The sequence below is a fragment of the Alteromonas sp. ABH4_453 genome (genome assembly GCF_056160665.1).
The window spans coordinates 173,411-198,369 of sequence record NZ_JBSWXP010000002.1 but is presented as its reverse complement, the minus strand read 5'-3'; the positions used below and the strand labels follow the sequence as shown (position 1 = coordinate 198,369).

20 protein-coding genes are annotated in these 24,959 nt (G+C 45.8%); 13 read left to right on the top strand and 7 right to left on the bottom strand.

Features of this window, described 5'->3' with window-relative positions; genetic code table 11:
* Window position 1: 1 nt before the first annotated feature.
* A complete protein-coding gene (locus tag ACXAGV_RS04305; protein WP_474872195.1) occupies window positions 2–1,924 on the bottom strand; it encodes a bifunctional 5-dehydro-2-deoxygluconokinase/5-dehydro-2-deoxyphosphogluconate aldolase in 1,923 nt (640 codons plus the stop codon).
* A gap of 142 nt (window positions 1,925–2,066) precedes the next feature.
* Here ACXAGV_RS04305 and ACXAGV_RS04300 point away from each other — a divergent pair, with 142 nt between their 5' ends.
* Window positions 2,067–2,882 carry a MurR/RpiR family transcriptional regulator gene (locus tag ACXAGV_RS04300; RefSeq protein ID WP_474872193.1) on the top strand — a complete coding sequence of 272 codons (816 nt, stop codon included), beginning with the start codon at window positions 2,067–2,069 and terminating at the stop codon, window positions 2,880–2,882.
* 13 nt (window positions 2,883–2,895) lie between these two features.
* Window positions 2,896–3,696, top strand: coding sequence for a 5-deoxy-glucuronate isomerase (iolB, locus tag ACXAGV_RS04295; RefSeq protein ID WP_474872191.1), 801 nt, complete (start codon window positions 2,896–2,898; stop codon window positions 3,694–3,696).
* Window positions 3,697–3,732: 36 nt separating this feature from the next.
* Here iolB and ACXAGV_RS04290 read toward each other — a convergent pair whose 3' ends face one another.
* Window positions 3,733–4,515, bottom strand: coding sequence for a sugar-binding protein (locus tag ACXAGV_RS04290; protein ID WP_474872189.1), 783 nt, complete (start codon window positions 4,513–4,515; stop codon window positions 3,733–3,735).
* Window positions 4,516–4,679: 164 nt separating this feature from the next.
* Here ACXAGV_RS04290 and ACXAGV_RS04285 point away from each other — a divergent pair, with 164 nt between their 5' ends.
* The 5 genes from ACXAGV_RS04285 to envZ all read left to right on the top strand — a co-directional run bounded on the left by ACXAGV_RS04285 (window position 4,680) and on the right by envZ (window position 10,376).
* Window positions 4,680–5,630: an ion transporter gene (locus ACXAGV_RS04285; RefSeq protein ID WP_474872187.1), complete on the top strand. Its 951-nt coding sequence runs from the start codon at window positions 4,680–4,682 to the stop codon at window positions 5,628–5,630.
* A 137-nt stretch (window positions 5,631–5,767) separates the two neighbouring features.
* Window positions 5,768–6,673 carry a phosphoribulokinase gene (locus tag ACXAGV_RS04280; protein ID WP_474872185.1) on the top strand — a complete coding sequence of 302 codons (906 nt, stop codon included), beginning with the start codon at window positions 5,768–5,770 and terminating at the stop codon, window positions 6,671–6,673.
* 113 nt (window positions 6,674–6,786) lie between these two features.
* Complete coding sequence (locus tag ACXAGV_RS04275) at window positions 6,787–7,896, top strand: DUF2855 family protein (protein ID WP_474872520.1); 1,110 nt, start codon at window positions 6,787–6,789, stop codon at window positions 7,894–7,896.
* A 289-nt stretch (window positions 7,897–8,185) separates the two neighbouring features.
* Entirely contained in the window at window positions 8,186–8,908 is a 723-nt protein-coding gene (ompR, locus tag ACXAGV_RS04270) for an osmolarity response regulator transcription factor OmpR (RefSeq protein ID WP_014951298.1), read from the top strand.
* Between the two features lie 133 nt (window positions 8,909–9,041).
* Window positions 9,042–10,376: a two-component system sensor histidine kinase EnvZ gene (gene envZ / locus ACXAGV_RS04265; protein ID WP_474872183.1), complete on the top strand. Its 1,335-nt coding sequence runs from the start codon at window positions 9,042–9,044 to the stop codon at window positions 10,374–10,376.
* A 92-nt stretch (window positions 10,377–10,468) separates the two neighbouring features.
* Here envZ and ACXAGV_RS04260 read toward each other — a convergent pair whose 3' ends face one another.
* Both ACXAGV_RS04260 and ACXAGV_RS04255 read right to left on the bottom strand, forming a co-directional pair.
* On the bottom strand, window positions 10,469–11,641 hold the full coding sequence (locus ACXAGV_RS04260; RefSeq protein WP_474872181.1) for an MFS transporter: 1,173 nt from the start codon (window positions 11,639–11,641) through the stop codon (window positions 10,469–10,471).
* A 141-nt stretch (window positions 11,642–11,782) separates the two neighbouring features.
* Window positions 11,783–14,221, bottom strand: a complete 2,439-nt coding sequence (locus ACXAGV_RS04255; RefSeq protein ID WP_474872179.1) for a TIM-barrel domain-containing protein — start codon at window positions 14,219–14,221, stop codon at window positions 11,783–11,785.
* Between the two features lie 329 nt (window positions 14,222–14,550).
* Here ACXAGV_RS04255 and ACXAGV_RS04250 point away from each other — a divergent pair, with 329 nt between their 5' ends.
* Window positions 14,551–15,039 (top strand): hypothetical protein, encoded by a 489-nt coding sequence (locus ACXAGV_RS04250; RefSeq protein ID WP_474872177.1) that lies wholly within the window; start codon window positions 14,551–14,553, stop codon window positions 15,037–15,039.
* Between the two features lie 142 nt (window positions 15,040–15,181).
* Here ACXAGV_RS04250 and ACXAGV_RS04245 read toward each other — a convergent pair whose 3' ends face one another.
* The 3 genes from ACXAGV_RS04245 to hslR form a co-directional block, all read right to left on the bottom strand.
* Entirely contained in the window at window positions 15,182–16,744 is a 1,563-nt protein-coding gene (locus tag ACXAGV_RS04245) for a phosphoenolpyruvate carboxykinase (protein ID WP_474872175.1), read from the bottom strand.
* Window positions 16,745–17,189: 445 nt separating this feature from the next.
* On the bottom strand, window positions 17,190–18,089 hold the full coding sequence (gene hslO, locus ACXAGV_RS04240) for an Hsp33 family molecular chaperone HslO (RefSeq protein ID WP_474872173.1): 900 nt from the start codon (window positions 18,087–18,089) through the stop codon (window positions 17,190–17,192).
* 23 nt (window positions 18,090–18,112) lie between these two features.
* Window positions 18,113–18,517: a ribosome-associated heat shock protein Hsp15 gene (gene hslR, locus ACXAGV_RS04235; RefSeq protein ID WP_474872171.1), complete on the bottom strand. Its 405-nt coding sequence runs from the start codon at window positions 18,515–18,517 to the stop codon at window positions 18,113–18,115.
* 128 nt (window positions 18,518–18,645) lie between these two features.
* Between hslR and gspC the strand changes: the two genes are divergently transcribed.
* From gspC to gspG, 5 genes are all read left to right on the top strand, one after another.
* Window positions 18,646–19,563, top strand: coding sequence for a type II secretion system protein GspC (gene gspC, locus ACXAGV_RS04230; protein ID WP_474872169.1), 918 nt, complete (start codon window positions 18,646–18,648; stop codon window positions 19,561–19,563).
* A gap of 114 nt (window positions 19,564–19,677) precedes the next feature.
* Entirely contained in the window at window positions 19,678–21,723 is a 2,046-nt protein-coding gene (gene gspD / locus ACXAGV_RS04225; RefSeq protein ID WP_474872167.1) for a type II secretion system secretin GspD, read from the top strand.
* 1 nt (window position 21,724) lies between these two features.
* Entirely contained in the window at window positions 21,725–23,290 is a 1,566-nt protein-coding gene (gene gspE / locus ACXAGV_RS04220) for a type II secretion system ATPase GspE (RefSeq protein ID WP_474872165.1), read from the top strand.
* Window positions 23,291–24,517 carry a type II secretion system inner membrane protein GspF gene (gene gspF / locus ACXAGV_RS04215; RefSeq protein WP_474872163.1) on the top strand — a complete coding sequence of 409 codons (1,227 nt, stop codon included), beginning with the start codon at window positions 23,291–23,293 and terminating at the stop codon, window positions 24,515–24,517.
* Window positions 24,517–24,954: a type II secretion system major pseudopilin GspG gene (gspG, locus tag ACXAGV_RS04210; protein WP_012520130.1), complete on the top strand. Its 438-nt coding sequence runs from the start codon at window positions 24,517–24,519 to the stop codon at window positions 24,952–24,954. Before gspF ends, gspG begins: the two co-directional genes overlap by 1 nt.
* Window positions 24,955–24,959: the final 5 nt, after the last annotated feature.

Genomic DNA, 24,959 nt, shown 5'->3' with positions numbered 1-24,959 from the left:
GTTAAGTATCCTTACGCTTATTCCAGGCTTTAACCAAAGTTAAGTAATTGCTCGCTATTTCAGCTTTTAGACTGTCGTCATCAATCTCCCCTGCTAACCACGCTCGACTTGCTTTAGCAAAGATAGAACGTCCCACGGCAAAGCCTCGACATAGGGGGAAATGAGCACTGTCTTCAAAACCTTTGGCAAGTTGTTCAATTGGTGCGTCCAAGCCCAGTAAAATCACACCTCTACAGTGCGGAGCCCGGGTCTCGATCAGTGAAGAGATAGCTTGCCATGCGCCACGGGTTGGCGTCGGCAGCTTCCACCACTCAGGACGCACACCTAAGTCGTACACATTTTCCATACACCGCACGACTGTGTCGTCGTCGCAAGGCATGTTTTTCGGAGGAATAATCTCTAAAAGCAACTCATGGCCGCTTACACAGACCGCATCATAAAGCTCTTTAATTTGTCGACTTTGCGCGTCCCACATTGTTTGCTCATCATCGGGATGCATAAAAATTAAGCATTTTACAATATGTTCTTTAGGCCACGACACCAACTTTGAGCCTATAGAACGCCCTCCCTCTAACTCAATGGGACGAGACGTAGGCACTTCCACCGGTCTACCTATCCACCAGCGCTGGCCTGTAACATCGTTAAGTGCGTCTTGACCAAACGTGTCGTCAATGAGCACACCCACCTGGTTGAGTACAGTGCCGCTATTTGCCACGTCGTTTAGCGAGGCAAGAATATGTTGTTTTAGTGTGGGAATAAGGGTGACGTCAGCCCCCACATCATTTGCCATATCTACAAATTGCTGGCGGTGGTCGAACGCTAATATACATAGTTCATCCCACGTCGCAGGCTTACGCGTGGTAACGCGATGCAGGTAGTTAAGCTCAGGATCTAAATCTGGCCGTTCAATGTCATGCTGATTAGCAATATAGTAGTCAAGCTCTTCTGGCGTAGGAATGGCAGGTGCACAACCATGACGGGATACAACTAACGCGCCAGATGCATTGGCGTATGAACAGGCCTTTTCATACCCCTCTTCTCTAATCCAGCCACGAAGAAAGCCAGCCATAAATGCATCACCGGCACCCAAAACATTGAGCACATCAACTCTAACACCTCCAGCAAAAAACGCATCGTCAATATGATTAGGGATCTCCCTATCGAAAATCGAGCATCCTTGCGCTCCTCGTTTAAGGACAATTTCAGCATCACTTTTCGCGCGTACCGTCTTTAACGCGTCTATGGTGTCGGTTGAGCCGCCCGCAATATGTACCTCTTCTTCCGTGCCAACAATTAGGTCACATAATGGAATAATTGACTGAAGGTGCTTAGTCACATCAGTATTAGACACAAATCGGTTATCGCCTTCACCGGGACGCGTAAGCCCCCAAAGCACCGGACGATAATCAATATCTAAAATAACCTTGGTGTTATTACGACGAGCATACTCAATCGCCTTTCGGGCCACACTATCCACATGCGGTGTCGAAAAATGCGTACCTGTAATCAGTAACGCTTTGGATGAGGCAATATAAGCTTCGTCGAAATCGCTTTCATCTATAGCCATATCAGCACAATCTGTTCTGTAAAAGAGCAGTGGAAACGCTTCTTTCGTTTTGATTGAGAGAATAGCAAGTGCCGTCAGTCTTTCTGGATCTGTGACTACGTGACTCGTGTCTACGCCGGCGCTTTCGAGTTCTTCTCGAATAAACTCTCCAAATTGCTCATCGCCGACCCTGGTAAGCATTGAGGCACGTAACCCCAAACGCGCCGCTCCAAAGCAAATGTTACAAGACGAACCTCCTAATGATTTGGCAAAAGAGGATATATCCTGCAGCCTATTGCCAATTTGTTGTCCGTATAAGTCGACGGATGCTCTACCAAGACATATGACATCCAACGTTTTAGATATTGTTTGTGACACGGTGGCTCTCTTCTCATCTGTTCAAAATAAACGCCAAATTAAAATAGAACATATTTTCCATTTAATCAATTGTTGGAATATTTATTTTATTTGTTCTATTATTTGGCATAGAACAGGCGTACCTAAAAGCGAACGTGAAGCAATGACAGAAACACAAACCGAACTCGAACAACATATTGAAAGCCAGTATTCATTGCTCAGTAAGCGATTGCAGGAAGTTGCCCGCTACGTTTTGGACAACCCGAATGCGATTGCATTTGGTACCGTAGCCAGTATTGCAAAAGCCGCGGGCGTGCATGCCTCCACTTTGGTTCGTTTTGCTCACGCCTTTGGGTTTGAAGGGTTTAGCGATATGCAACAGCTCTTCAAAGACAAGCTCATGGTCAGCTCACCAGACTATGAGAGCCGTATAAAGTCGGTACAAGAGGAACCTGCGACTCACGATAAGAAGTGCGGACTTAGTTGGTTGAAGCAAATTGTTATTGCCAACACACACGCCCTCGAAAATTTATGTAATTCAGTAGATGAGCAGGTGCTAAATGACGCTATCTCTGCGCTTCACAAGGCGAATATCATTCATATCCAAGGGGCGAGAAGGTCATTTCCGACAGCCAGCTATTTCAGCTATCTTCTTAACAACATAGGGCGTCGGGCCCACCTGCTCGATGGCGCCGGTCATATGGATATTGCCCAGCTCAACCTTCTGGGTCCTGATGACGTGCTATTCGCTATTAGTTTTGCACCCTACGCGCAAGAAACCTTAGATGCGGTGAATTATGCTAAAAGTAAAGGAATCGCAATTATCGCTATGACCGATAGTAGCGTTAGCCCTTTAGCTGAACACGCCGACATTTACATTAAAGTGAAAGAAGCAGAAATACACTCATTTCGCTCGCTCAATGTAAGCACCAATATTATTCAAGCGCTTATGCTTGGTCTTATTCACCAATCTAACTAACGGCCACTTACTTATGTCACATTTACACAGTCGACCTTCCGCTCCAGATGTTCAAGGACGTATTCAACATATCACGCCAGCCTCGGCGAATTGGCGCTACGTGGGCTTTGACGTCGTTTTGCTAAAAGCAGGCGATACACAAAACTTTGATACCGCCGGCAATGAAGTATGCGCAGTGGTAGTCAGCGGCCGTGTTGACATCAAAACCCGTGATGAGACATTTTTGAATATAGGGGATAGGGAATCCGTTTTCGAAGATAAAGCCCCTTTTGCCGTTTACGTTCCCCCTAAAGATACCATTACGGTAACCGCATTGAATGATGCTGAGGTCGCACTCTGCAGTGCTCCAGCTAAGGGTGAATTATCTTCAAGGCTAATAAAACCAGAAGATTGTGAAGTTTCAGTGAGAGGGTCAGGCACCAATACCCGCCATATTCGCAACATCATGATGAACAATGTTATGGCGGAAAAACTTTTGATTACCGAAGTGATAACCCCAAATGGTCACTGGTCCAGCTACCCCCCACACAAGCACGATACCGACTCACTGCCTTGCGAGAGCGCGCTGGAAGAAACGTATTATCATAAGCTAAACCCTCAGCAAGGCTTTGCCTTTCAGCGAGTGTATACCGACGATAGAAGCATTGATGAGACAATCAGCGTTGAGCATAACAGTGTTGTAATGGTTCCCAAGGGCTATCATCCCGTTGGCGCTCCCCACGGTTACGATCTTTATTATCTAAACGTAATGGCAGGTCCTAAGCGTGAGTGGGTATTCCACAACGACCCTGATCATGAATGGATGCTAAAATAAGCAACAGTGGCAGAGCCCGCATTCCAATAAAGCGCGCTACTTTTTGTTTGTAGCGCCTTTGTGCTGTAGCACAATTTCCCCAAATACCGACGCATTTTTATACCCTAAGTTTTTATCACCATTCACTGGAGTTATCTCCTGCGAGCCTAAAAAGTGTTCTCTATCACCGCCATCGGCATCACAGTAGGCCAGCATAAAACCCAGTGCCATATCTTCTTTTAATGCAACAGGCGAATTATCTTTTCCGTGTTGATAGCTATCATCAAATACATGTACCGCTGCTTCCCAATAAATCTTGTAAGGCGCTTGTGTATCACGCTGCCACTTATTCTCAACATGGTTGTTGTATAGCTGCGGTACCGCCTCTCCCGCCTTATTGGGGCCGATATCAACAACCTGGTTATCTAGCGCCAAGTGATAAGCAAAGGCGTTATAGTTATTAAGGTGATCGCCACCTGAAGCATCCGCATCAATAAAGATTTCTAGGCAATCGTCGTCCCAATATCGTTCAAGCGGGTTGGCATAGGTATCTGAAAGGTGGTCGTCTTCTATTTCTGCTAAAAGGTACAGCGCCTTTTTATCCCAGCGTAGTTTATATCTACCAGAAAAGTCACCGGGCTCGGGCCTGGTGCCCCACATCAGCGAGGTCATGTCGTGCCAATCACCTTCTTTCCAAGCAGCATCATTTGCTACACCATCTATAACAGGTGCATTCGTGGTAAACATGACACTGTCCGGTTTCGCCTGTGCTGCAGGGGCAAGCACAGCGACAAGTAATGTAGAGGTGAATGCTGATACTAGGGGTTTAGTACTTTTCAATTGAATACGCTCTTAGTTTGCCTTCCTGACGTTTAAACTAACATGTTTTGAGCCCTACTGCGTTTCAAAAAACTCCACAGCAGCGCCTTACTTTGTGAGAAGCATTACCAATTCATCGCCGTTATTGATATAACAAGGTTAATCCTTAAATCACAAATTTAGCTATGTCATTTCAAAACGCGTGCTATCACATTCTTGCTCCCGCTAGCGAAGCCCACGAATACAAAAAACGTAGCAGGTTGTTTGATATATTGCTTATCGCGCTGATTATCATAAATGTAGCAGCCATGATGCTAGAAACCGTACCTGGTATTCCCGCCCTTTGGCAGCGAGAGCTGCATATCATTGAGGTCATCTCGGTACTTATTTTCACTATTGAATACATACTTCGCGTTTACAGCAGTGCATCGGCGACCAACCGCCCTTCTCAAGCTGACCGCACTCCCCATGAAAAAACGACGGCATGGCAAAAGCGTTGGGCTTATATAAAAAGCCCGATGGCGCTGGTGGATCTGATGGCCATTTTACCGTTTTACTTAAGCATGTTCGTGGCATTTGATTTACGCATATTACGGGTATTCAGGGTACTGCGAATCTTGAAAATTGGGCGCTATTCCCGTTCAATGCAAACCCTTGTTACCGTTTTGCGTAACGAGTCGCATAGCCTCATTGCTGCTATCAGCGTACTTTTACTTTTCACCGTTATCGCCGCCACGTGCATTTACTATATCGAACATACCGCGCAACCCGACGTCTTCAGTAGTATTCCCGCGTCTTTGTGGTGGGCTCTGGTCACGCTTACTACCGTTGGTTATGGCGATACCGTTCCCGTTACAGCATTAGGCAAAGTATTTGGTGGGCTTATCACTATCATGGGCATATGCTTTTATGCCTTACCTGCGGGCATTTTATCGTCAAGCTATACTACCCAAATGCAGTTAAAACGGGACCGGTTTAAAGATACGGTACAAAGTGCATTAGACGATGGAAAGTTGAGTGAGCATGACATCCATCATTTAGAACACGTGCGTGCGTTACTTGATTTAGATGAAGAAGAAGCAAAATTAATTGTGCGTTTGTTGCAGCATCATCATAATACCAGTCCGCATAAATAAGGGGCTCGACCGGTGATTCCGCGCTGGCTTCCGCCAAAACACATGACCTAAATTAGGCTGCGCGCGTAGGGTCGCCCCTTGATTCTTGTCGCACATCAGCTTATAACTAGTACCCGTCATTTCCAAAAAGAATTCCTATGTCTGTCAAACACCCTATTATTGCTATAACAGGTTCTTCCGGCGCGGGTACTACTACCACGACCAATGCTATTCGCCATATTTTCAGGAACTTAAATGTTAATGCTGCAGTAGTTGGCGGTGACAGCTTTCACCGTTTTACCCGCCCAGAAATGGAAGTAGAAATTCGCAAAGCCCAAGAGCAAGGCAGACATATCAGCTATTTTGGCCCTAAAGCCAACGACTTTGAACTGCTTGAAACGCTTTTTAGAGAATATGGCAGTTCGGGGACGGGGCAGTTTAGGCAATACCTTCACACCTTTGATGAAGCCGTTCCGTTTAACCAGATGCCAGGCACCTTTACTCCATGGCAAGATTTACCTCAAAACACCGATTTACTGTTTTATGAAGGTTTACATGGCGGTGTTAAAACTGAAGAAAATGACGTCGCGAAGCACGTAGATTTACTGGTTGGCATGGTGCCGATTGTAAACTTAGAGTGGATCCAAAAAATTGTGCGCGATACCACTGACCGCGGTCATTCTCGTGAAGCGGTAATGAGCAGTATTGTGCGCGGCCTAGACGATTATTTCCACTATATCACGCCGCAGTTTTCTCGCACTCACGTTAACTTTCAGCGCGTACCGACCGTTGATACCTCAAATCCGTTCAGCGCTAGGGAAATTCCCACCCAAGATGAAAGCTTTGTTGTAGTGCGCTTCAGAAGAGAAATGAAGAATGTTGATTATCCTTACTTGCTTCAAATGATCGACGGCTCATTTATGTCTCGTATCAATACGTTGGTTGTACCTGGTGGTAAAATAGCGCTCGCAATGGAGCTTATACTTACACCGCTGCTTGAAGATATTCTGAATAAAAAACGACGCGCTGGTCATCAAATGGACTGGTTGAGTTCTGACGAATAGTCTTTATCCGCTCCTCTATACATCCGCTGTATAACAATATATTTACAAGTGTAAGTCGCAATTGTCTTGATGCTGGTTCACTCTAAGAAAGACTAACCAGCATGAGAGACACTATGACCACTATCACCAGTCAACAAATTTGCGTAAACCAACAGTCGCTTGACGATACCAAAGTAGTTACCGTACCCATTGATATCAATGCGCTTCAGTCTGACGAAGTGATTCTAGAAACCGATAGCTTTGGCTTTTCTGCCAATAACATTACCTATGCCGCACTTGGTTTCAGAATGGGCTACTGGGGCTTTTTCCCTACACAAGAAACTGGCTTCGGTATTGTGCCCGTTTGGGGCTTTGCTACCGTTAAGGCGTCTTGTCATAGCGAGATCAAAGTAGGTGAAAAGGTGTTCGGCTACCTGCCTATGGCGAGTCACTGGGTGATAAAGGCTGGTAAAGTGGCGTCTCATGGCTTTTCTGACATTCACGAACAACGCAAAAGCATTAGCCCAGTTTACGACCAATACCTACGCTGTTCAGCGGATCCTGGCTACAACAAAGACCGTGAGGCATGGCAGCTAAATTTCAGACCTCTTTATATGACCTCGTTTGTGCTTGATGACTACGTGGCAGAGAAAGCAAACAATGAAACCTTACTGTTGTCGAGCGCTTCGAGTAAAACCGCTTTGGGTACGGCGCAACTGCTTAAAGACCAAAAAGCGTCACGAAACGCAAGTTACAAGGTGGTTGGGTTAACCTCTCAGTCTAATTTGGATATGGTCAATGCATCTGGCTGCTACGATGAAGTGTATAGCTATGATGACCTCAATGCGCTTACAAGTGACAGTAGCAATTCGCGTTACTGGCTTCTTGATTTCGCGGCTAACGGCACGCTAATTAATAACCTTAGCGCGCTGCTTGGCGAAAACTTAAGCGAAGTAACGTTAATTGGTGCAACAGATTGGCAAGCCGAAGAAAAGCCAAACCCCAAACTGCTCAATGCAGAGATTTTTTTTGCACCAGCTCGCGTAAAACTTCGCCAAGGGGAATGGGGGCATGAGGTCTTTTTAGCGAAATACGCCAATGCATGGAAACACTTTGCAGAAAAAGTAAGCGATCAGTTTTTCGAGCAGGCACACTGCGGAACTGATGCTATAACACGGTTATATTTGGAAACCCTTAATGGAACCGCGCAAACTAAAGCTCTTAATGTCGTCACTTTTGACTAGCGCCGCTTGAGGATTACAGCTTGAACTGCTGGTGTGTTGTTACAGCGCCTACGTTTTTTACAGCTTGAAATCAACGGCAGTTATCAATAAGTTTAGGGAGGATAAATGCTTGACGGCCTCCTCTTCTGTAGAGCTTGCTGGGCCTTTACTGGATTTTCCTGTTCATAAAAGAGCAACAGGCCCTAGACACTATTTGTAACAATCATCCCTTACCTTTTACGCTTTTCTCGCTTTTGTATTTCACATCTTCTGGTTATAGTGAATCAAAAGTAAAACGAAAGGTATGAGTATGGGTCAGGAAACCTCTAAAATTCTCGTTGTTGATGATGATATGCGTCTGCGCAGTTTGTTAGAGCGCTATTTGCTTGAACAGGGTTATCAAGTACGCAGTGCAGCCAACGCAGAGCAAATGGACAGACTGCTTGAGCGCGAGAATTTTCACTTAATGGTTTTGGACCTTATGCTACCAGGCGAAGATGGTTTATCTATTTGTCGCCGTCTGCGTCAACAGGAAAACGACATGCCCATTATTATGCTTACTGCAAAAGGCGATGAAGTTGACCGTATTATCGGCCTTGAAATGGGCGCAGACGATTATTTGCCTAAGCCATTTAACCCACGCGAGCTACTTGCACGCGCTAAAGCGGTGCTGCGCAGACGAAGTAGCGAAGCGCCAGGTGCGCCCTCTAAAGATGTACAAATTGTAGAGTTTGGCAATTACAAATTGAACCTAGCCACCCGAGAAATGACAGCTGGTGATACGCCGCTTACCCTGACTAGCGGAGAGTTTGCGGTATTGAAATCTCTGGTCACTCATCCCCGCGAGCCATTGTCGCGAGACAAACTGATGAACCTAGCGCGTGGTCGCGACTACAGCGCCTTAGAACGCAGTATTGATGTTCAGGTTTCACGCTTACGAAGAATGCTTGAAGAAGACCCTGCCAACCCTCGGTATATACAGACTGTGTGGGGATTGGGCTACGTATTCGTGCCTGATGGCGAACAAGTTTAGCACCTATGATGGATACGGCGGGTGCTACCGCCTTAGCCAGTGTGCTAGTGAAGTATCTATTCATGACGGCTAACTACGCGTTCACATACTGTCATTACAGACACTGGCTTATTCCCCAAAGCGACGGCATGTTATGCGTTTAATCCCTAAAAGTGCATTTGGCCAAACTGTCATGCTTATTGGCGTGCTGCTGCTTATTAATCAGATTGTGTCCTACATATCTGTCACCTATTATTTTATTCAGCCCAGCTATCAACAAATTAACAGTTTATTGGCTACGCAGGTTAAGTCAGTGCTTGCCAACGATTTGTTGGTTACTAACCAAGAAACACGCGATCGCTACTTTCAAAAAACACAGGTGCAGGTTTTTGACGAAAGCGTTGCCAAACAAAATGGATTAGAGAGCGCCGTATACTATAGCTATATTTCTTCCCAGGTTAGCGAGCAACTCAGGCAGCTTGCTGACGTGCGCATTAGCACCACCACGCAGGCCAGTGACGAAAATGCGCCTTACATTGTGTGGATATCCCTGAACCGCTACCCTGATACGTGGATCTCTATTCCTATTTCAGGACTTAACGAAGCGAATATATCCCCTTTGACTATGTACTTAATGGTAATTGGCATATTGAGTGTGGCCGGCGGCTGGCTGTTTGTTAGGCGCATGACCCGCCCATTGTCAGCCCTGCAAAAAGCAGCAATAGCGGTAGGTAAAGGTGAACACCCGGCGCCGCTTCGCGAACAAGGTAGCACCGAAATGATTCAGGTTACTCGTGCATTTAACCGCATGAATCAGGGTATCAAGCAGCTTGAGAATGACCGAAATATCATGACAGCGGGTATTTCTCACGATTTACGCACGCCGCTTACTCGCATTCGCCTTGCCTCAGAAATGCTGCCAGAAGATCAAGATTGGATAAAAGACGGCATAGTCAATGATATAGAAGACATGAACGCCATCATCGATCAGTTCATTGACTACGCCCGCTACGACACCGAAGAAGTCACCCAAGAAACCGATTTGAACGCGATTATCGCCGAGCTTGTACAAGCACGTCACCTTGACGATAAACACCACATCGAACTCAAACTCAACACTATTCCTCCCTTGTCATTGCGACGAATTGCAATGAAACGAGTCGTCGACAACCTCATCGAAAACGCTTTTAAATATGGCTCTGAAGAAATTGCCATTAGTAGCTTTTACAATCGTCATGAGAAGCGCGTGTATTGCAAAGTGCGTGATTTTGGGCCGGGCATACCTGAAGATGAACTCAACAGTGTTTTCATGCCGTTTGCACAAGGCGATAAAGCCCGTAACTCGTCAGGCTCTGGCTTAGGACTTGCCATTATTCGAAGAATTGTAGAGGCCCATGACGGTGAGGTGACACTAAGAAACCATCCGCAGCAAGGGCTAGTGGCCGAGTTTTACCTACCATACCTATCTGAACTGCCTGAAAAGAAATAGCACAGCGGGGTTCAAGTTATTCGCAGCGCTATATTGTCCCTCTAGCTAAGATCCCCATTACGCCATTTAAAGGTTTCTGAGCTCCTTGAGCTTTAGCTTTTATGGTATTTAATTTTTCGGCTGTAACCATAAGAAGCCAGCCACAGGACGCACCCACCTAATGGGATCACCCAAAATGCTGTGGTAAGGGGTACAAAATTAGCCCAAAGCCCAGTGGAAAAGGAAGCGACCTGTACGCCTGTAGAATTACCAATAATTGAAATGCCAGAGAGTACAGGGCCGTTGTCGCTGTCTATATTCATTGCTGCTGACAAAGCTAATGGGAACAGGCCACCTAACCCTAAACCAAGCAGTAAATTACCAGCGCCAATCCCATAAAAAGAAGGCATTAGCTTCAGTGCAAATACACCCGCTAATGAGGCTGTCGCCATGATTACAATCATGCGGTGTACCGATACAAATCGCAGTAAAAATGGGAAGGTAAGTCGACTAATAACCATGCCAGCGGTAAAGCATGCTAGTAAGTTTCTAGACTGCTCGCCACTAAATCCTAAGCCGTTTTGCGCATAGCTCACAAACCAGTTCGCGTTACCAAACTCTACAGCGCCATAGCCAAAAGTGAGTAGCGTTAGAAATATAAAAACAGGCTGCTTGATGATGGCACCAAATGCCAGCGTCTTTTTAGGCGCTTTAGGCTGACCTTTGAGCACTTTCGCCTGAGAGCGCGCCGCAATAAATGCGTAGCAAGAAAGTACAATCATAACGCCTGCCAACACCTGAATAGGTAAGCGCCAGTTGTGCTCAACAAGGTATAACAGTGTTACAAAGAACGACGCAGCAAACGTACCTAAGCTGAACATAAAGTCCATTAAGCCCATCATAGTAAAGCGCTTTTCTGCGTACATTCGTGCAATAAGCGTGTGGCCAATAGTAAATATTGTTGAGCTCACCACACCGATTAATACCGCTAACACCAAAAACCATTGCCAAGCGGTAAGCACTGACACAAGCAGCAACAGCGCCGTATTCATACTGAATAACGTAGCTAGTAGCGGCATATATTCGAAGCGACTGGCATACTTGCCACCAATCACAGCACCTAACATCATGCCTACAGAGAAAAGCGAAAACAGTGCGCCACTGACTACTTCAGACATTTGCAGGTCGGCAGCAATATCTGGCAGTAGTATTCCCCATAAGAGAAACAATTTACCAATTAGGAAAAAACCAGCAAAAATAACGATGGTGGCAGGAAGTCGGCTCATTTAGGCTCCATGGCAGATATCGCTAGAAAGACATCCATTTTAGGCGTGAGGGCACAGCGTAGTTATGCCCCTTGACCACAAAGTGAACCTTTTGAGGGCGCTGACCTTTACTGTGCAAGAAAGAACAGCAGCCCTTAATTATCACATAATCACTACCTTTACAGATTGCTGATAATCGCAAGAAATTGCAAGTGAAAGCGTTTTCCCTTTTTCATCCCACATTACAGGCACGCTCCTGCCATCAAGTGAAACGCTCTGTGGTTTTTCGCTTAAACCATGCACGATGTAAGTGATGTCTCGCTGCTTAGGCATACCTATATAGCTGCCTTCGCTATCAAGAGTCAGAGTTAACGTGGCCTTATCGTCTACTGACGCACTGAGCAGTAGTTTGGTGTACAAGCCTTTTTTGACAGACGCTGGATTTTGGCCGTCATCCTCGTAGTAGGTGTAAGAAGACGAAGCTACAGAGCTGTCGTGCCAATAATGTATCTCTAGCTGGCGAGCATTAAACTGATCTGTACGATCAAGCCCTTTTGACATGGGCATAAAGCTACCTGCTTTAACCCATACAGGGAAGTTGTCTTGGGTTAATGGGTAACCTACCGTTTGCCCGCCTTGGTATTTGGTGTTGGAGAAAAAGTCGAACCAAATACCTTCAGGAAGAGCTGTCGTCCATTGGCTTTGATCAGGGCGGGTCACCGGTGACACCAACAGCGCGTCGCCCCATAAATAGCTGTCAGCGTTTTCAAACCATGAGCTTTCACTATACTCCATGGCCAATGGGCGCATTAGCGGTGTGCCGTTCAGTGCATTTTCAAACGCCAATGAATAATTGTACGGGAGCATGTCGTAACGAAGCTGAATAAACTTGCGCGCAATAGACTTCACGGGGTCGGCATGGAAAACAGGCTCTGGGGCAATATCATCCTGTGCATGAGGCCTAAATACCGGTGAAAAGGTACCGAACTGAAGCCAGCGGGTATAGAGCTCGGGATCAAAGGTTTCGCCTCCGGCAAAGCCTCCTAAATCAGAATGGGTATACGCCATACCAAAAACACTCATTTGAAGTGCTAGTTCTACCTGTGGCTTAAGTCCGCCCCAGCTTCGGCTTACGTCTCCGGTCCAAGGCACCATACCGTAGCGTTGGCTGCCCAAAAAACCTGAACGCATGAGTATGAACGGACGTGTGTCAGGCTGTAGTGCAGTCAAATTGTTATACACGGTTTTCGCCCACTGGTGGCCATAACCATTGTGAACTTCTGCACCGCTTACCGTGTTATTTTCTAGACCTGCATCGCTCCAATTGTGCTGTATATCATTAGGGTGTACTTCGGGCTCGCCCAAGTCGCCCCACCAGCCGGCTACACCTTGCGCAGCAAGTTTTTCATAATATTGCCAAAACCAATCTTGGCCGGACTCACTGAACACATCAACTAGGCCCGTATTGCCAAAGTAGAAGTCGAAGGTGTAAGGCGTGCCCTTGTCATTTTGAGCAAGAGCATTATTGGCAACGGCGCTTTTCCACTGTTTTGATGTGGTTAGAATAAAAGGCTCGGTTATAAGCACGGTTTTCACGTCTTGATCGCGTAGCTCGCTAATCATTTTCTCAGGTTCTGGGAAGGTGGCGCTGTCCCAACTTAAATTACCCATGTGCCCTTTAACATCCTTGCCAAACCAGTAAAGGTCTAGCACCACGGCATCGACAGGAATATCTTGTTTGTTAAAAGCATCTACCACTTCCAACACTTCGTTTTGGGATTTATAACCAAAACGAGACGCAAAGTTACCTAACAACCAACGCGGTGGAAGCGGCTGCTTTCCCGTTACTGCTACAGTAGACCTTACCGTGTCTTCCAGGTTTTCCCCTAATACCATGATGTAGCTGGCGCGGCCGCCTTGTGCCTTGAATAGCAACTCGTCGCTGTTCGTTTTGCCAATATCTAGCTCACCAGAAGCGGTGTTATCAAATAATACGCTGTAATTTTTTGAAGACATCACGGCCGACAAGCCAAAGTACATCTGGTTTGAAGAGGTGGTGTAACCATAGTGTGCTTTGTTATAAAGCGGCATGCTATGACCACGACGGTCCATTCCTAAAACGCGCTGGCCGCCACCATAAAGTTTTTCGTTTTCATCTAGGGCAAACGACAGGCTGACGTCGTTACTGGAAATACTTAGTCCGCCTTGCTCTTTCGCGACAATTTTGCCGTTAACAGAATAGCTGATAGTGTGCGTCGCCTTATCAACATGCGCTGCAATATTATTGCGTTTTAAGATTAGGGTTGTCGCAGTTTCAACTAGCTCTGCATCATTAGCCGTTTTGTTTGTAACATCAGTCAACGCGGCCTCGGGAAGCGCCATAGACGGTAGATTTGCGTAAGGCGTGCCATTATCATCAGAAAGATACGTTACTTGAAAGCCACTATCGTGCAACGCGCTTATCGTGAAGTCATTGGTATCCGTATCAATAATTAGCGTAGCTTTTTCGAGTGTTGCTGTTTGAACTTCGGCTAGCGTATTTACCGAGAAAAATGCCAAACCAACACATGCAAGCGCTATACGCTGTTTCCTGTCTATCATGCTTAGAACCTTCTTTGTGCTTCCTAGCGAAGCGTACTGAATTAGCGAAGCGCACTTAACTAACAAAGCGCGCATAATTAAAGCCTATTTGTGTACGGTGAATGATAGCTAGTGCATTGCTCAACTTAAATAAACATACGTATTCATAATGTTAAATTTGTTAACAACAATTGCTTTATTAATGATTATCTCTTTAGCTCACTTACTAATATAAAAAGATATATGAATAGGGAGTCTATTAATCATGGAGAATACTACGTTATGCCATCAACTGATTATGCGCCGATGCCAACCTCACCTAATAAAGTTAATCTAAAGCGAAATAAATAATGCGATGGATGTTATTTGGTGTCATTACATCTTTATTTGGGTTTTATTGCTTTGTCAGATTATTTCAACCTAGCGCATTTATTCATGTTGGAGATAATAACGTCGCTTTAGCGACAGTATTTATTGACTCCAGTTGGGACATCCAACAATTGGGATTTGATCGCGAAGAGTTACTTGAAGTTGTCAGTAAACATAATCTCCCACAGGGCGTTGCGTACTTACATGTCCCAGTTATTTATGATGCTCAAAACAAACTAACTCCACCACCAAACAACAAACAGAGAGAGATTCGAATTTTTGATACTTCGCTACTTATCGAAACTGCTCCTCTAGAGCCATTTGGCGTTCCATACACCCTAAGACTTATCTCTGTTGATAAACAGAAATACTGGATAAGAGATAGTCATATGGACAGCGAGCTTTTTCAGTACAAGGCCGACATCAACTTTACTCCAGTATCAACGAACTGGTTTAAATCAATACTTTAATATTACATGTGCGATTAACTTAGCTAGTTCTCGAAAGCCATGTGAACTAAGCAGTAGCCGCATAAAAAAGCCCGCAACACGGTGCGGGCAAAACATCAATCACGTTGAGTGTGATGAACGTTGGGAAGGGGCGAACGGGGTATTAGTTACCCGGCCCGGCTTTAACGATAGCGTCGCTAACGTCATATTTTTCAAAGTTCTGTTTAAAGTCGTTAACTAAGTTAGCGGCATATTCGTTGTACTTCTCTTTGTCTGCCCACGTGTTTTGTGGCACAAGCAAATTGCTGTCTACACCGTCTATTGCCACTGGCACATCTAGGTTTAACGCGTCAATGTGCTGGGTTTCAACATCAGCCAAATTGCCCGATACAATCGCATCGATGATGGCGCGCGTAGTAGGAATATCAAAACGGCTACCTGTGCCGTAAGGGCCGCCTGTCCAACCGGTATTGACCAAGTAAACCTTAGCGCCAAACGTTTTAACACGCTTAATCAGAAGCTCTGCGTACACACCTGCCGGACGCGGGAAGAAAGGCGCACCAAAACAAGTTGAGAAGGTTGATTCAATATCGCTAGTAGAGCCAATTTCAGTAGAGCCTACTTTCGCTGTGTAACCGCTTAGGAAGTGATACGCCGCAGCTTCTTCAGTTAGTACAGAAACCGGAGGCAATACGCCACTTACGTCACAGGTCAAAAATACGACCGAGCGAGGTTCTCCACCACGGTTTTCAGCAACGCGCTTTTCAATGTGTAAAAGTGGGTAAGCAGCTCGCGAGTTTTGGGTTAGTGATGTATCGGTGTAATCTGGTGTGCGTGTATCATCAAGCACTACGTTTTCCAAAATAGTGCCAAACTTAATCGCATTCCAAATGACAGGCTCATTCTTCTGAGATAGGTCGATACATTTCGCGTAGCAACCACCTTCAATATTAAATACGCTACCTGGCGCCCAGCCGTGCTCGTCGTCGCCAATTAGGAAACGTTTAGGGTCGGCTGAAAGCGTAGTTTTACCAGTACCTGAAAGGCCAAAGAACAAAGTAACATCGCCTTCTTCACCCACATTCGCTGAACAGTGCATAGGTAGTACATCTTTTGCTGGAAGCAGGAAGTTTTGTACTGAAAACATGGCTTTTTTCATTTCACCTGCGTAACGCATGCCTGCAATCAACACACGCTTTTTAGCGAAGTTGATGATAACTGTGCCGTCGCTGTTAGTGCCGTCACGCTCTGGTTCACAAGTGAAACCAGGTACGTTTAGAATTTGCCAAGGCTGGTCGCCTTTAACATTCCATTGCTGTGGAATAATAAATAGGTTACGGGCAAAAACGTGCTGCCACGCGGTTTGCGTTCTTACCTCAAGAGATAAGGCATGTTCAGGATCAGAGCCTACTTGAAGGTGTGACAGAAAGTGTTCTTGGGTAGACAGATAAGCTTCAACGCGATTCCACAGCGCATCAAATTTGTCAGCGTCAAAAGGCTTATTAACTTTGCCCCAATCGATGTCGTTCTCTGTTGTTGGCTCTTTCACGATAAACCGGTCGTTTGGAGAGCGACCCGTACGCTTGCCGGTTTCAACGACAAGCGCGCCGTTTTTGTCTAATACACCTTCACCGCGTAATACGGCGCGTTCGATAAGTTCTGCATTTGGCAGATCTGTAAGTGGCGTTACTTTCAGTTCCGTTTGAATTGAGGCTGCTGCGGTCATGGCTGTTACCCTATATGTAATTTTTCAAAAGCACTTTCAAAAAAGTATCACCTCTTCGAGTGTAAAGTAAATAAGGGCTTAGGCGCATTTATAAGACATATAATCATTATTCAAAACGCTGAGATTTCATAAATATTGTAAATTAATTACAGTAAAAGCCTTTTCCTTGGATATAAATGCATAAAATATGCGTAGCGAGGCTTTAATGATCGATGAATTTCAAAATAAAAAATTAAATTTTTTTTGAAACAGCGAGTGAAAACTTTCACTGAAACCGGGAGAAAAAGGAAAGTGGGACTGTGGAGAAAAGTTAAACACTTACTACTGGTTGTTTTTTGACCATAAGTGAAGTGTTGAGCGAATGAATTGAGATATACTGCGAGGTGTTCTGAAATAAAAAAGCACCTTCGAAAGAAGGTGCTTTAACACAGAAGTAAACAAGTAGTTACTGATTAGAAGAAGGAGCGTCGAAGTTGCCACTGTGAATAGCTTCAACGTCTATACTGTCAAAGCGGTATTCTGCATGGCAGTACTGACAGTTCATTTTGATCGCGCCTTCTTCAGCAATAATCGCGTGAAGTTCAGACTTCTCTACATGACGAAGCGCTTCTGCGCTGCGTTCCTTCGAGCATGAGCAGGCAAAGGTTACGTCTTTAGCTGGATACACTTCCACATCTTCTTGGTGATAAAGACGATACAAAATGTCCTCAATAGGCAAAGAGAACATCTCGTCTTTTGTCAGTGTTTCGGTAATTTTTGAGATGTGAGCAAATTCATTGGCCTGCGACACGTCAGTTGCGCTTGCATCGGTCGGTAGAACCTGAAGCAATACACCCGACGCTTTCGCATTTTTAGGGTCGCTCATGTCTGTCATCAGATGAACGCTGGTTGCAAGCTGCTCTGACTGAGCAAAGTAGCCCTCAATACATTCAGCAAGAGAAGGTTTATCCAAGGCTACTACGCCCTGATAACGCTCACCTTCATCTGGTGTAATAGTGATCACTAGCACCGCTTGAGACAAAAGCTCCGAAAAAGCATCTGGCAGCGTATCCAACGTTTCATCCCAGCGCGCTACTCCGCGTAATGTTTGCTCATGCGTGGCGTTTAATACCGCGTAACTGACCGGGCCCTTGCTTTGAATTTGAAGTGAAATTTCACCTTTAAACTTTAGCGTTGCCGTTAACAAAGACGTCGCCGCTGCCATTTCGCTAAGCAAGGTTTGAATTTGCACTGGGTATTCATAACTGTGAACTATATTTTTTAGGCTTTCATCAAGACGCACTAACTCGCCTCGAACATTAGCTTGGGTAAATAGGAAGCGGTGTAATTTATCGAAATCGCTCATAAATGATCCTGTTGAGCAGCAAACTATTGCTGCTTAAATTTAATAATCTGTCGTCGCTGCTTTTTATCAGGTCTATGATCTGGCTTAGGGCTATGAAAAGCGCTCAATTTTCGTGCAGCCTGGTTTTCTTCACGTTTTGTTACACTTTCAGCCGTTTCCTCGAAAAGAGCTTGTGCCAATGGCGCACTCAAGCGCTTGTCGCTTAAGCCTAGCACCTTTATTTCGCGAATATCCCATCCCGCGGGAACTTTAATCATGGCTCCAAGCTCTACATGTTTACCAGGTTTGGCCCGTTGCCCGTTGTACTGGACTTTTCCCGATTGCACCATGTCTCTCGCAATGGCGCGCGTCTTAAAAAACCTTGCAGCCCATAGCCACTTGTCCAGCCTAACATTTTGTGGTGTATTGTTACTTTCCGATTGGCTCATGTAATAATTTCGTAATGGTGCGGCTTTAGTGTTTGACCCTCACCTTTACTAGGCTATTATGGGTTTGCTAAAGCGCGGTTAACCAAAAATTCACTATATTATAATAAAGCAGTACCATTAGTGGCAGCATGACATTCAATAAACCCAATCCACAATCTCTGGTTGTTTATCTAAGCCAGCATCAAAAACAGCTACATACCATAGTAGTGGTTCTGCTTAGCCTGTATTTAATTGCATTTGCTGCCAAACTTGTGTGGCGAATTATACCTGAACCTCAACTATCTGCGACACCCACAGTAAGCCGAGCTCCGGTTATTTCATCGTCATCAGGCAAAAGTGGGGTCAACATCGCCAAAATACAACAGCTGAATTTATTTGGTAATGCGGCAGCTAAACCTGCTGAACCGGTCGCCGAGGTTACCGATGCCCCTGAAACGCGTTTGAATCTAACTTTAACGGGCGTAGTAGCAAGTTCGGAACAAGAAGCTGGTACGGCGATTATTGAAAATCGTGGGAGCCAAGCGGTTTATGGCTTGGGTGAAAAGATTGAAGGCACCAATGCCACGCTGCAAAAGGTGTATAACGACCGCGTCATTATTAAAAACGGGGTAAGAAACGAAACCCTGATGCTAGACGGCATTGACTACGATGAAGCTAATCGTCGCCGTGAAATGCAGGCAAGAAATCGCCCTGAGCCAGAAGAGCTAGTAGAAGACACCGTTGAACTTAGCGAAGAAGCATTAGAGGCAACTGCGGCACTTCGTGAGCGGCCAGCTAGCTTTACAGACTTTATTTCGATATCGCCAAAAACCGAGGAAGGCCAGCTTATTGGTTACCAGGTTAGTCCTGGTAAAGAGCCTGAATTATTCAAATCGGCAGGGCTTCAGGCTGGCGATGTCATTACACAGATTAACGGGTTAGACCTTACCGATTTGCAACAATCGCAAGAGGCACTGTCTGAGCTACGCAATTCACAAACTATAGAATTAACGATTATTCGAGATGGCAGTTTAACCACGCTCTACTTAGATTTACCCGAGGCGTAACAACAACTAAAACGGTAACGGCTCGCTTTTTACTAGTAAGCGTTTGTGTAGAGGTCAGCACGTAACTGACAAGCAATTCAGCCATCGACATGTTAGGAAATGAAGGAAGTTAGAATGAAAAGGCGCACTAGCCATAAACTATTATCTCGCTTAGGCACAGCTATGTGTACGGCGCTTCTGTGTTTCTCGGTGACTGCCGCTGAATACATGCCTAATTTCAAAGATACTGACATCAATGAATTCATTAATATTGTCGGCAAAAACCTTGAGCGAACCATTATTGTCGACCCTAACGTACGCGGCAAAATTAGCGTGCGCAGTTACGACATGCTTAATGAAGATCAGTATTATCAATTTTTCCTAAATGTACTCCAAGTTTACGACTTTGCTGTGGTTGAAATGCCTAGCGGTATTTTGAAAGTTGTACGCTCTAAAGACGCGAAAACCTCAAATATTCCAGTAGTGGAAGGCGCACAACAAGACGGTGATGAGTTTATTACCCGCGTAGTACCAGTATATAACGTGCCAGTGCGTGAGCTTGCGCCTATTTTGCGACAGCTTAATGACCAAGCAGGTGGCGGTAACGTGGTAAGTCACGACCCATCAAACGTTATGATGTTGACAGGCCGTGCGGCGGTAGTGAACCGTCTTGTGGAAATCATTGAACGCGTAGACCGCGCCGGCGATGAAGAAGTCGAAATCGTAAAGCTTCGTTATGCCTCAGCATCTGAAATGGTGCGAATTATCGAAAGCATTAATAAGTCTCAAGGCAAAGCGAATACGGGTGCAAAGTCTGAGCCTCGCGTAGTAGCTGACGATAGAACTAACTCGGTTATCGTAAGTGGCGACGTTAAAGCCCGCCAGCGCCTTATAAACCTTATTCAGCGCATGGACCAGGAACTTGAGTCTAACGGCAACACTCGCGTATTGTTCCTGAACTACGCAAAAGCAGAAGACTTAGTTAAAGTTCTTCAAGGCGTATCAGCTAGCATCCAAGCAGAAGAGCAAGGCAGCGGCACCACGACACGCCGAGCGAGTTCAAACCGCGAAATCAGCATTGATGCGCATGAAGATTCTAACGCCATCGTTATAACTGCAGAGCCAGACATGATGCGCTCGCTAGAAGAAGTGGTGCGTCAACTGGATATTCGCCGTGCACAGGTACAGGTTGAAGCCATTATCGTTGAAGTTTTTGAAGGCGACGGCAACACATTAGGTGTGCAATGGGTCTCAGAAGAGGGCGGTGGTACACAGTTCAATAATGGTGTTATAGGCGTCGGCTCATTAGCTGTGGCACTACGACAGGCCGAAGATAGAGAGACCACGCAAACCAACATCACTGCCAACGGTGAAGTGGTAGAAACAACGGATACGATTGAAGGCGACTTCACTGCTCTTGCAAGCTTACTTGGCGGTGCAAACGGCCTGATTGCTGGCGTGATCGAAAATGGCTGGGGCGCAGTGGTACAGGCGGTAAGCACTGATACCAATTCAAATATTCTTGCCACACCTCACCTAACTACCATGGATAACGAAGAAGCGTTTTTCATTGTTGGTCAAGAAGTACCGATCATTACGGGTACCACAACAGGCGCGAACAACTCTAACCCGTTCCAAACGGTCGACCGTCAAGAAGTAGGTATCAAACTTAAAGTAACGCCTCAAATTAACGAGGGCGATGCGGTGCAACTACTTATTGAACAAGAAGTATCGAGCGTAAGCGGCGCAACTTCGGTTGATATTTCAATTAACAAACGTGAAATTAAAACCACAGTAATCGTTGATGATGGCGGTACTATCGTATTAGGTGGCTTGATTGATGAAGACGTACAAGAGAGTGTGTCTAAAGTGCCATTGCTAGGTGATATCCCTATTCTTGGTCACCTTTTCAAAACAACGTCGACCAGCAAACGCAAGCGTAATCTAATGGTATTTTTAAAGCCAACGATAGTCCGCGACGGTGCAACCATGAATTCTATCAGCCACCGCAAGTACAACTACATTCGCGCACTTCAGCTTAAACGTCAGCAAGAGGGCGTATCCCTAATGCCATCGGCTGAAACGCCAAGCTTGCCACAATGGGACGACGAACTCGCTTTGCCACCTTCGTTTGAAGAGTATCTCTCAGAAAAAGAGAAGAAAAAAGAAGGTAAAGACTAGTATGGCAGGGCAGGACGAACAAATTACCCAAGCTCTAGAGGCGCAAGAAGAAGCCTTGGAAGCTATGGGTGAAGACGCCGGTTTGCCTGAAGAAGAAGCCGGTCCAAGACAGCTTTCTTTTAGCTTTGCAAAGCGTAATCAGGTGTTGCTTGAAACCAATGAAACGCCGGCTGTTTTGTATTTTACAGAAAATACGCCGTTTGATGTGTTTGCCGAAGTACGTCGCTTCTACGGTGAGCCCTTTGTACCCAGAACCATACCCGCTGACGAATTTGAAAGCCTGCTGACCAGCGCGTTCCAGCGAGATAGCTCGGCGGCTAAACAGTTAATGGAAGATCTTGGCAACGAAAGTGATTTGTTCGCCCTTGCTGAAGACTTGCCGGACACTGAAGACCTGTTAGACAGCGAAGACGATGCGCCTATTATTAAGCTTATCAACGCTATGTTGGGCGAAGCGATTAAAGAAGGTGCGTCGGATATTCACATCGAAACCTTCGAAAACCAGCTTGTTGTTCGCTTTCGCGTAGACGGTGTACTTCGTGAAATCTTGCGCCCCAACCGCAAACTGTCTTCAATGTTGGTATCGCGTATTAAAGTTATGGCGAAATTAGACATTGCTGAGAAACGCGTACCACAGGATGGGCGCATCACATTGCGCATTGCGGGGCGAGCGGTAGACGTACGTGTTTCGACCATGCCATCGAGTCATGGCGAGCGTGTGGTGCTACGTCTACTTGATAAGAACAATGCGCGCTTAAATCTAGAAGATTTAGGTATGACGCTTCAAAACCGAAACCATTTTTCGTCTCTTATCAGAAAGCCTCACGGCATTATTTTGGTTACCGGCCCAACGGGCTCTGGTAAAAGTACCACCCTATATGCAGGGCTAACCGAAATAAACTCGCGAGACAGAAACATCTTAACCGTTGAAGATCCTATCGAATTTGATCTTCCTGGCATTGGACAAACACAGGTTAACCCCCGTGTAGACATGACTTTTGCTAGAGGCCTTCGCGCTATTTTGCGTCAAGACCCCGATGTAGTAATGGTGGGTGAGATTCGAGATATCGAAACCGCGCAAATTGCCGTTCAAGCTAGTTTAACCGGTCACTTGGTATTGTCTACTCTGCACACCAATACTGCAGCAGGTGCTATTACTCGTTTAGAAGATATGGGTATTGAGCCATTCCTGCTGTCTTCGAGTTTATTGGCCGTACTGTCACAGCGACTTGTGCGTACCCTGTGTTCAGATTGCAAAAAGCCCCATACGCCAGACGCTTCTGAACTTGAAGTGCTAGGTCAGGGCGCGACGAGCGACACCACCATCTACAAACCCCATGGCTGCGCGGCGTGCAACCAAACGGGCTATCGCGGTCGTACCGGTATTCACGAGCTGTTGCTAGTTGATGAAAAAGTACGTGAAATGATGCACGAAGGTGTAGGTGAACAAGCGATTGAGCGTTATATCAGAACCTCTACTCCAAGCATCCGTGAAGATGGCTGCAGCAAGGTTTTAGCGGGTGAAACCTCTCTTGAAGAAGTGCTTCGAGTAACGAGGGAAGACTAAATGGCGGCATTCGCTTATAAAGCGGTTAATGCCCGCGGAAAGAATACAAATGGTGTACTTGAAGGCGATAATGCACGTCAGGTTCGCCAACAGCTGCGCGAAAAAGGTTTAATTCCCTTAGAAGTAGAGCAGGTAGCAGAGCGCGCACAAAATGAAGGCAAAGGCCTATCATTTTCTTTATTTAAACCTCGTATTTCAGCGTCAGATTTAGCGCTGCTTACACGCCAGCTTGCTACTCTTGTTGAATCAGCTCTGCCTGTAGAAGAAGCGCTACTTGCCGTCGCAGAACAGTGCGAAAAGCCTCGTCAGAAGAATATGATGATGGCAGTACGCAGCAAAGTGGTAGAAGGTCATGGACTAGCTGATGCGCTTGCGCAGTTTCCCAGCGTTTTTGATGAGCTGTATCGTGCTATGGTCGCAGCTGGGGAAAAATCAGGCCATCTTGATACCGTGCTGAATCGCCTTGCCGACTACACAGAGCGCAGACAACAGACCCGCAGCCAAATTACACAAGCGATGATTTATCCGTCGTTAATGCTGTTTTTTGCAATGGGTATCGTATTGCTGCTGTTAACCGTGGTAGTGCCAAAAATTGTTGGCCAGTTTGACCACATGGGGCAAGACCTGCCGGGCATCACCCAATTCCTAATATCTGTAAGCACATGGCTGCAAAATTACGGCGTGTTTATGCTTGTTGGTATTGGCGTGCTTATCGTTATTATTCAGCGCGTGCTGCAGCAAAAGCACATGAAGCTACGCTATCACAAAGCGCTGTTAACCCTTCCATTGATAGGCAGGGTGTCTCGCGGGCTTAACACCGCCCGTTTTGCACGTACCTTAAGTATATTAAGTGCCAGCGCAGTGCCGCTACTTGAAGCTATGCGTATTTCAGGCGATGTACTGGAAAACCAGCATATTAAAAATCAAGTGGCAGATGCTGCCATTAACGTTAAAGAAGGCAGCAGCCTGCGGGCAGCACTAGATAACACAAAAATGTTTCCACCAATGATGATGCATATGATTGCGTCAGGTGAAAAGTCGGGAGAGCTACAGCAAATGCTAGCTCGCGCCGCAGATAATCAAGATAGGGAATTTGAAGCGCTTATTGGTGTCTCACTTAAGGTATTTGAACCCTTACTTATTGTATCGATGGCAGGCATTGTCCTGTTTATCGTTATGGCAATATTGCAACCAATTTTAGCATTGAACAACATGGTGAATATTTAATGAAAACACTTAATCGCAGTTCTGGTTTCAGTTTGATTGAAGTCATGGTCGTACTTCTAATCATAGGTATTATGGCCTCGATGGTTGCACCACAAATTTTGGGTAATCAAGAGGAAGCGCAGCTTAAAAAGGCCGCGGTAGACATCCAGCAAATGGAAAGTGCGCTTGAGATGTACAAGTTGCGTAACAACCGCTTCCCAACTACTGAACAAGGTCTGGACGCGCTAGTGACAGCGCCGACTATCGACCCAATCCCACGCAACTATCCAGAAGGCGGCTTTATTAAGCGTCTACCTGAAGACCCATGGGGCAACCCATATGCGCTAATTAGCCCGGGAGAGCTTGGCGTGGTGGATATCTTCTCTAATGGCCCAGACGGTGAGCCGGGTACTGATGATGACATCGGTAACTGGAACATCAACGAATACTTGAACTAACCTAT

Coding starts and splice junctions, on each gene's coding strand:
- envZ (WP_474872183.1), top strand. CDS start 9,042: ATGCGTTTAATCCCTAAAAGTGCATTTGGCCAAACTGTCATGCTTATT.
- ACXAGV_RS04275 (WP_474872520.1), top strand. CDS start 6,787: ATGACCACTATCACCAGTCAACAAATTTGCGTAAACCAACAGTCGCTT.
- ACXAGV_RS04245 (WP_474872175.1), bottom strand. CDS start 16,744: ATGACCGCAGCAGCCTCAATTCAAACGGAACTGAAAGTAACGCCACTT.
- gspE (WP_474872165.1), top strand. CDS start 21,725: ATGGCAGGGCAGGACGAACAAATTACCCAAGCTCTAGAGGCGCAAGAA.
- hslR (WP_474872171.1), bottom strand. CDS start 18,517: ATGAGCCAATCGGAAAGTAACAATACACCACAAAATGTTAGGCTGGAC.
- iolB (WP_474872191.1), top strand. CDS start 2,896: ATGTCACATTTACACAGTCGACCTTCCGCTCCAGATGTTCAAGGACGT.
- ACXAGV_RS04300 (WP_474872193.1), top strand. CDS start 2,067: ATGACAGAAACACAAACCGAACTCGAACAACATATTGAAAGCCAGTAT.
- gspD (WP_474872167.1), top strand. CDS start 19,678: ATGAAAAGGCGCACTAGCCATAAACTATTATCTCGCTTAGGCACAGCT.
- ACXAGV_RS04250 (WP_474872177.1), top strand. CDS start 14,551: ATGCGATGGATGTTATTTGGTGTCATTACATCTTTATTTGGGTTTTAT.
- ACXAGV_RS04260 (WP_474872181.1), bottom strand. CDS start 11,641: ATGAGCCGACTTCCTGCCACCATCGTTATTTTTGCTGGTTTTTTCCTA.
- gspG (WP_012520130.1), top strand. CDS start 24,517: ATGAAAACACTTAATCGCAGTTCTGGTTTCAGTTTGATTGAAGTCATG.
- ACXAGV_RS04280 (WP_474872185.1), top strand. CDS start 5,768: ATGTCTGTCAAACACCCTATTATTGCTATAACAGGTTCTTCCGGCGCG.
- gspC (WP_474872169.1), top strand. CDS start 18,646: ATGACATTCAATAAACCCAATCCACAATCTCTGGTTGTTTATCTAAGC.
- ACXAGV_RS04255 (WP_474872179.1), bottom strand. CDS start 14,221: ATGATAGACAGGAAACAGCGTATAGCGCTTGCATGTGTTGGTTTGGCA.
- hslO (WP_474872173.1), bottom strand. CDS start 18,089: ATGAGCGATTTCGATAAATTACACCGCTTCCTATTTACCCAAGCTAAT.
- gspF (WP_474872163.1), top strand. CDS start 23,291: ATGGCGGCATTCGCTTATAAAGCGGTTAATGCCCGCGGAAAGAATACA.
- ACXAGV_RS04285 (WP_474872187.1), top strand. CDS start 4,680: ATGTCATTTCAAAACGCGTGCTATCACATTCTTGCTCCCGCTAGCGAA.
- ompR (WP_014951298.1), top strand. CDS start 8,186: ATGGGTCAGGAAACCTCTAAAATTCTCGTTGTTGATGATGATATGCGT.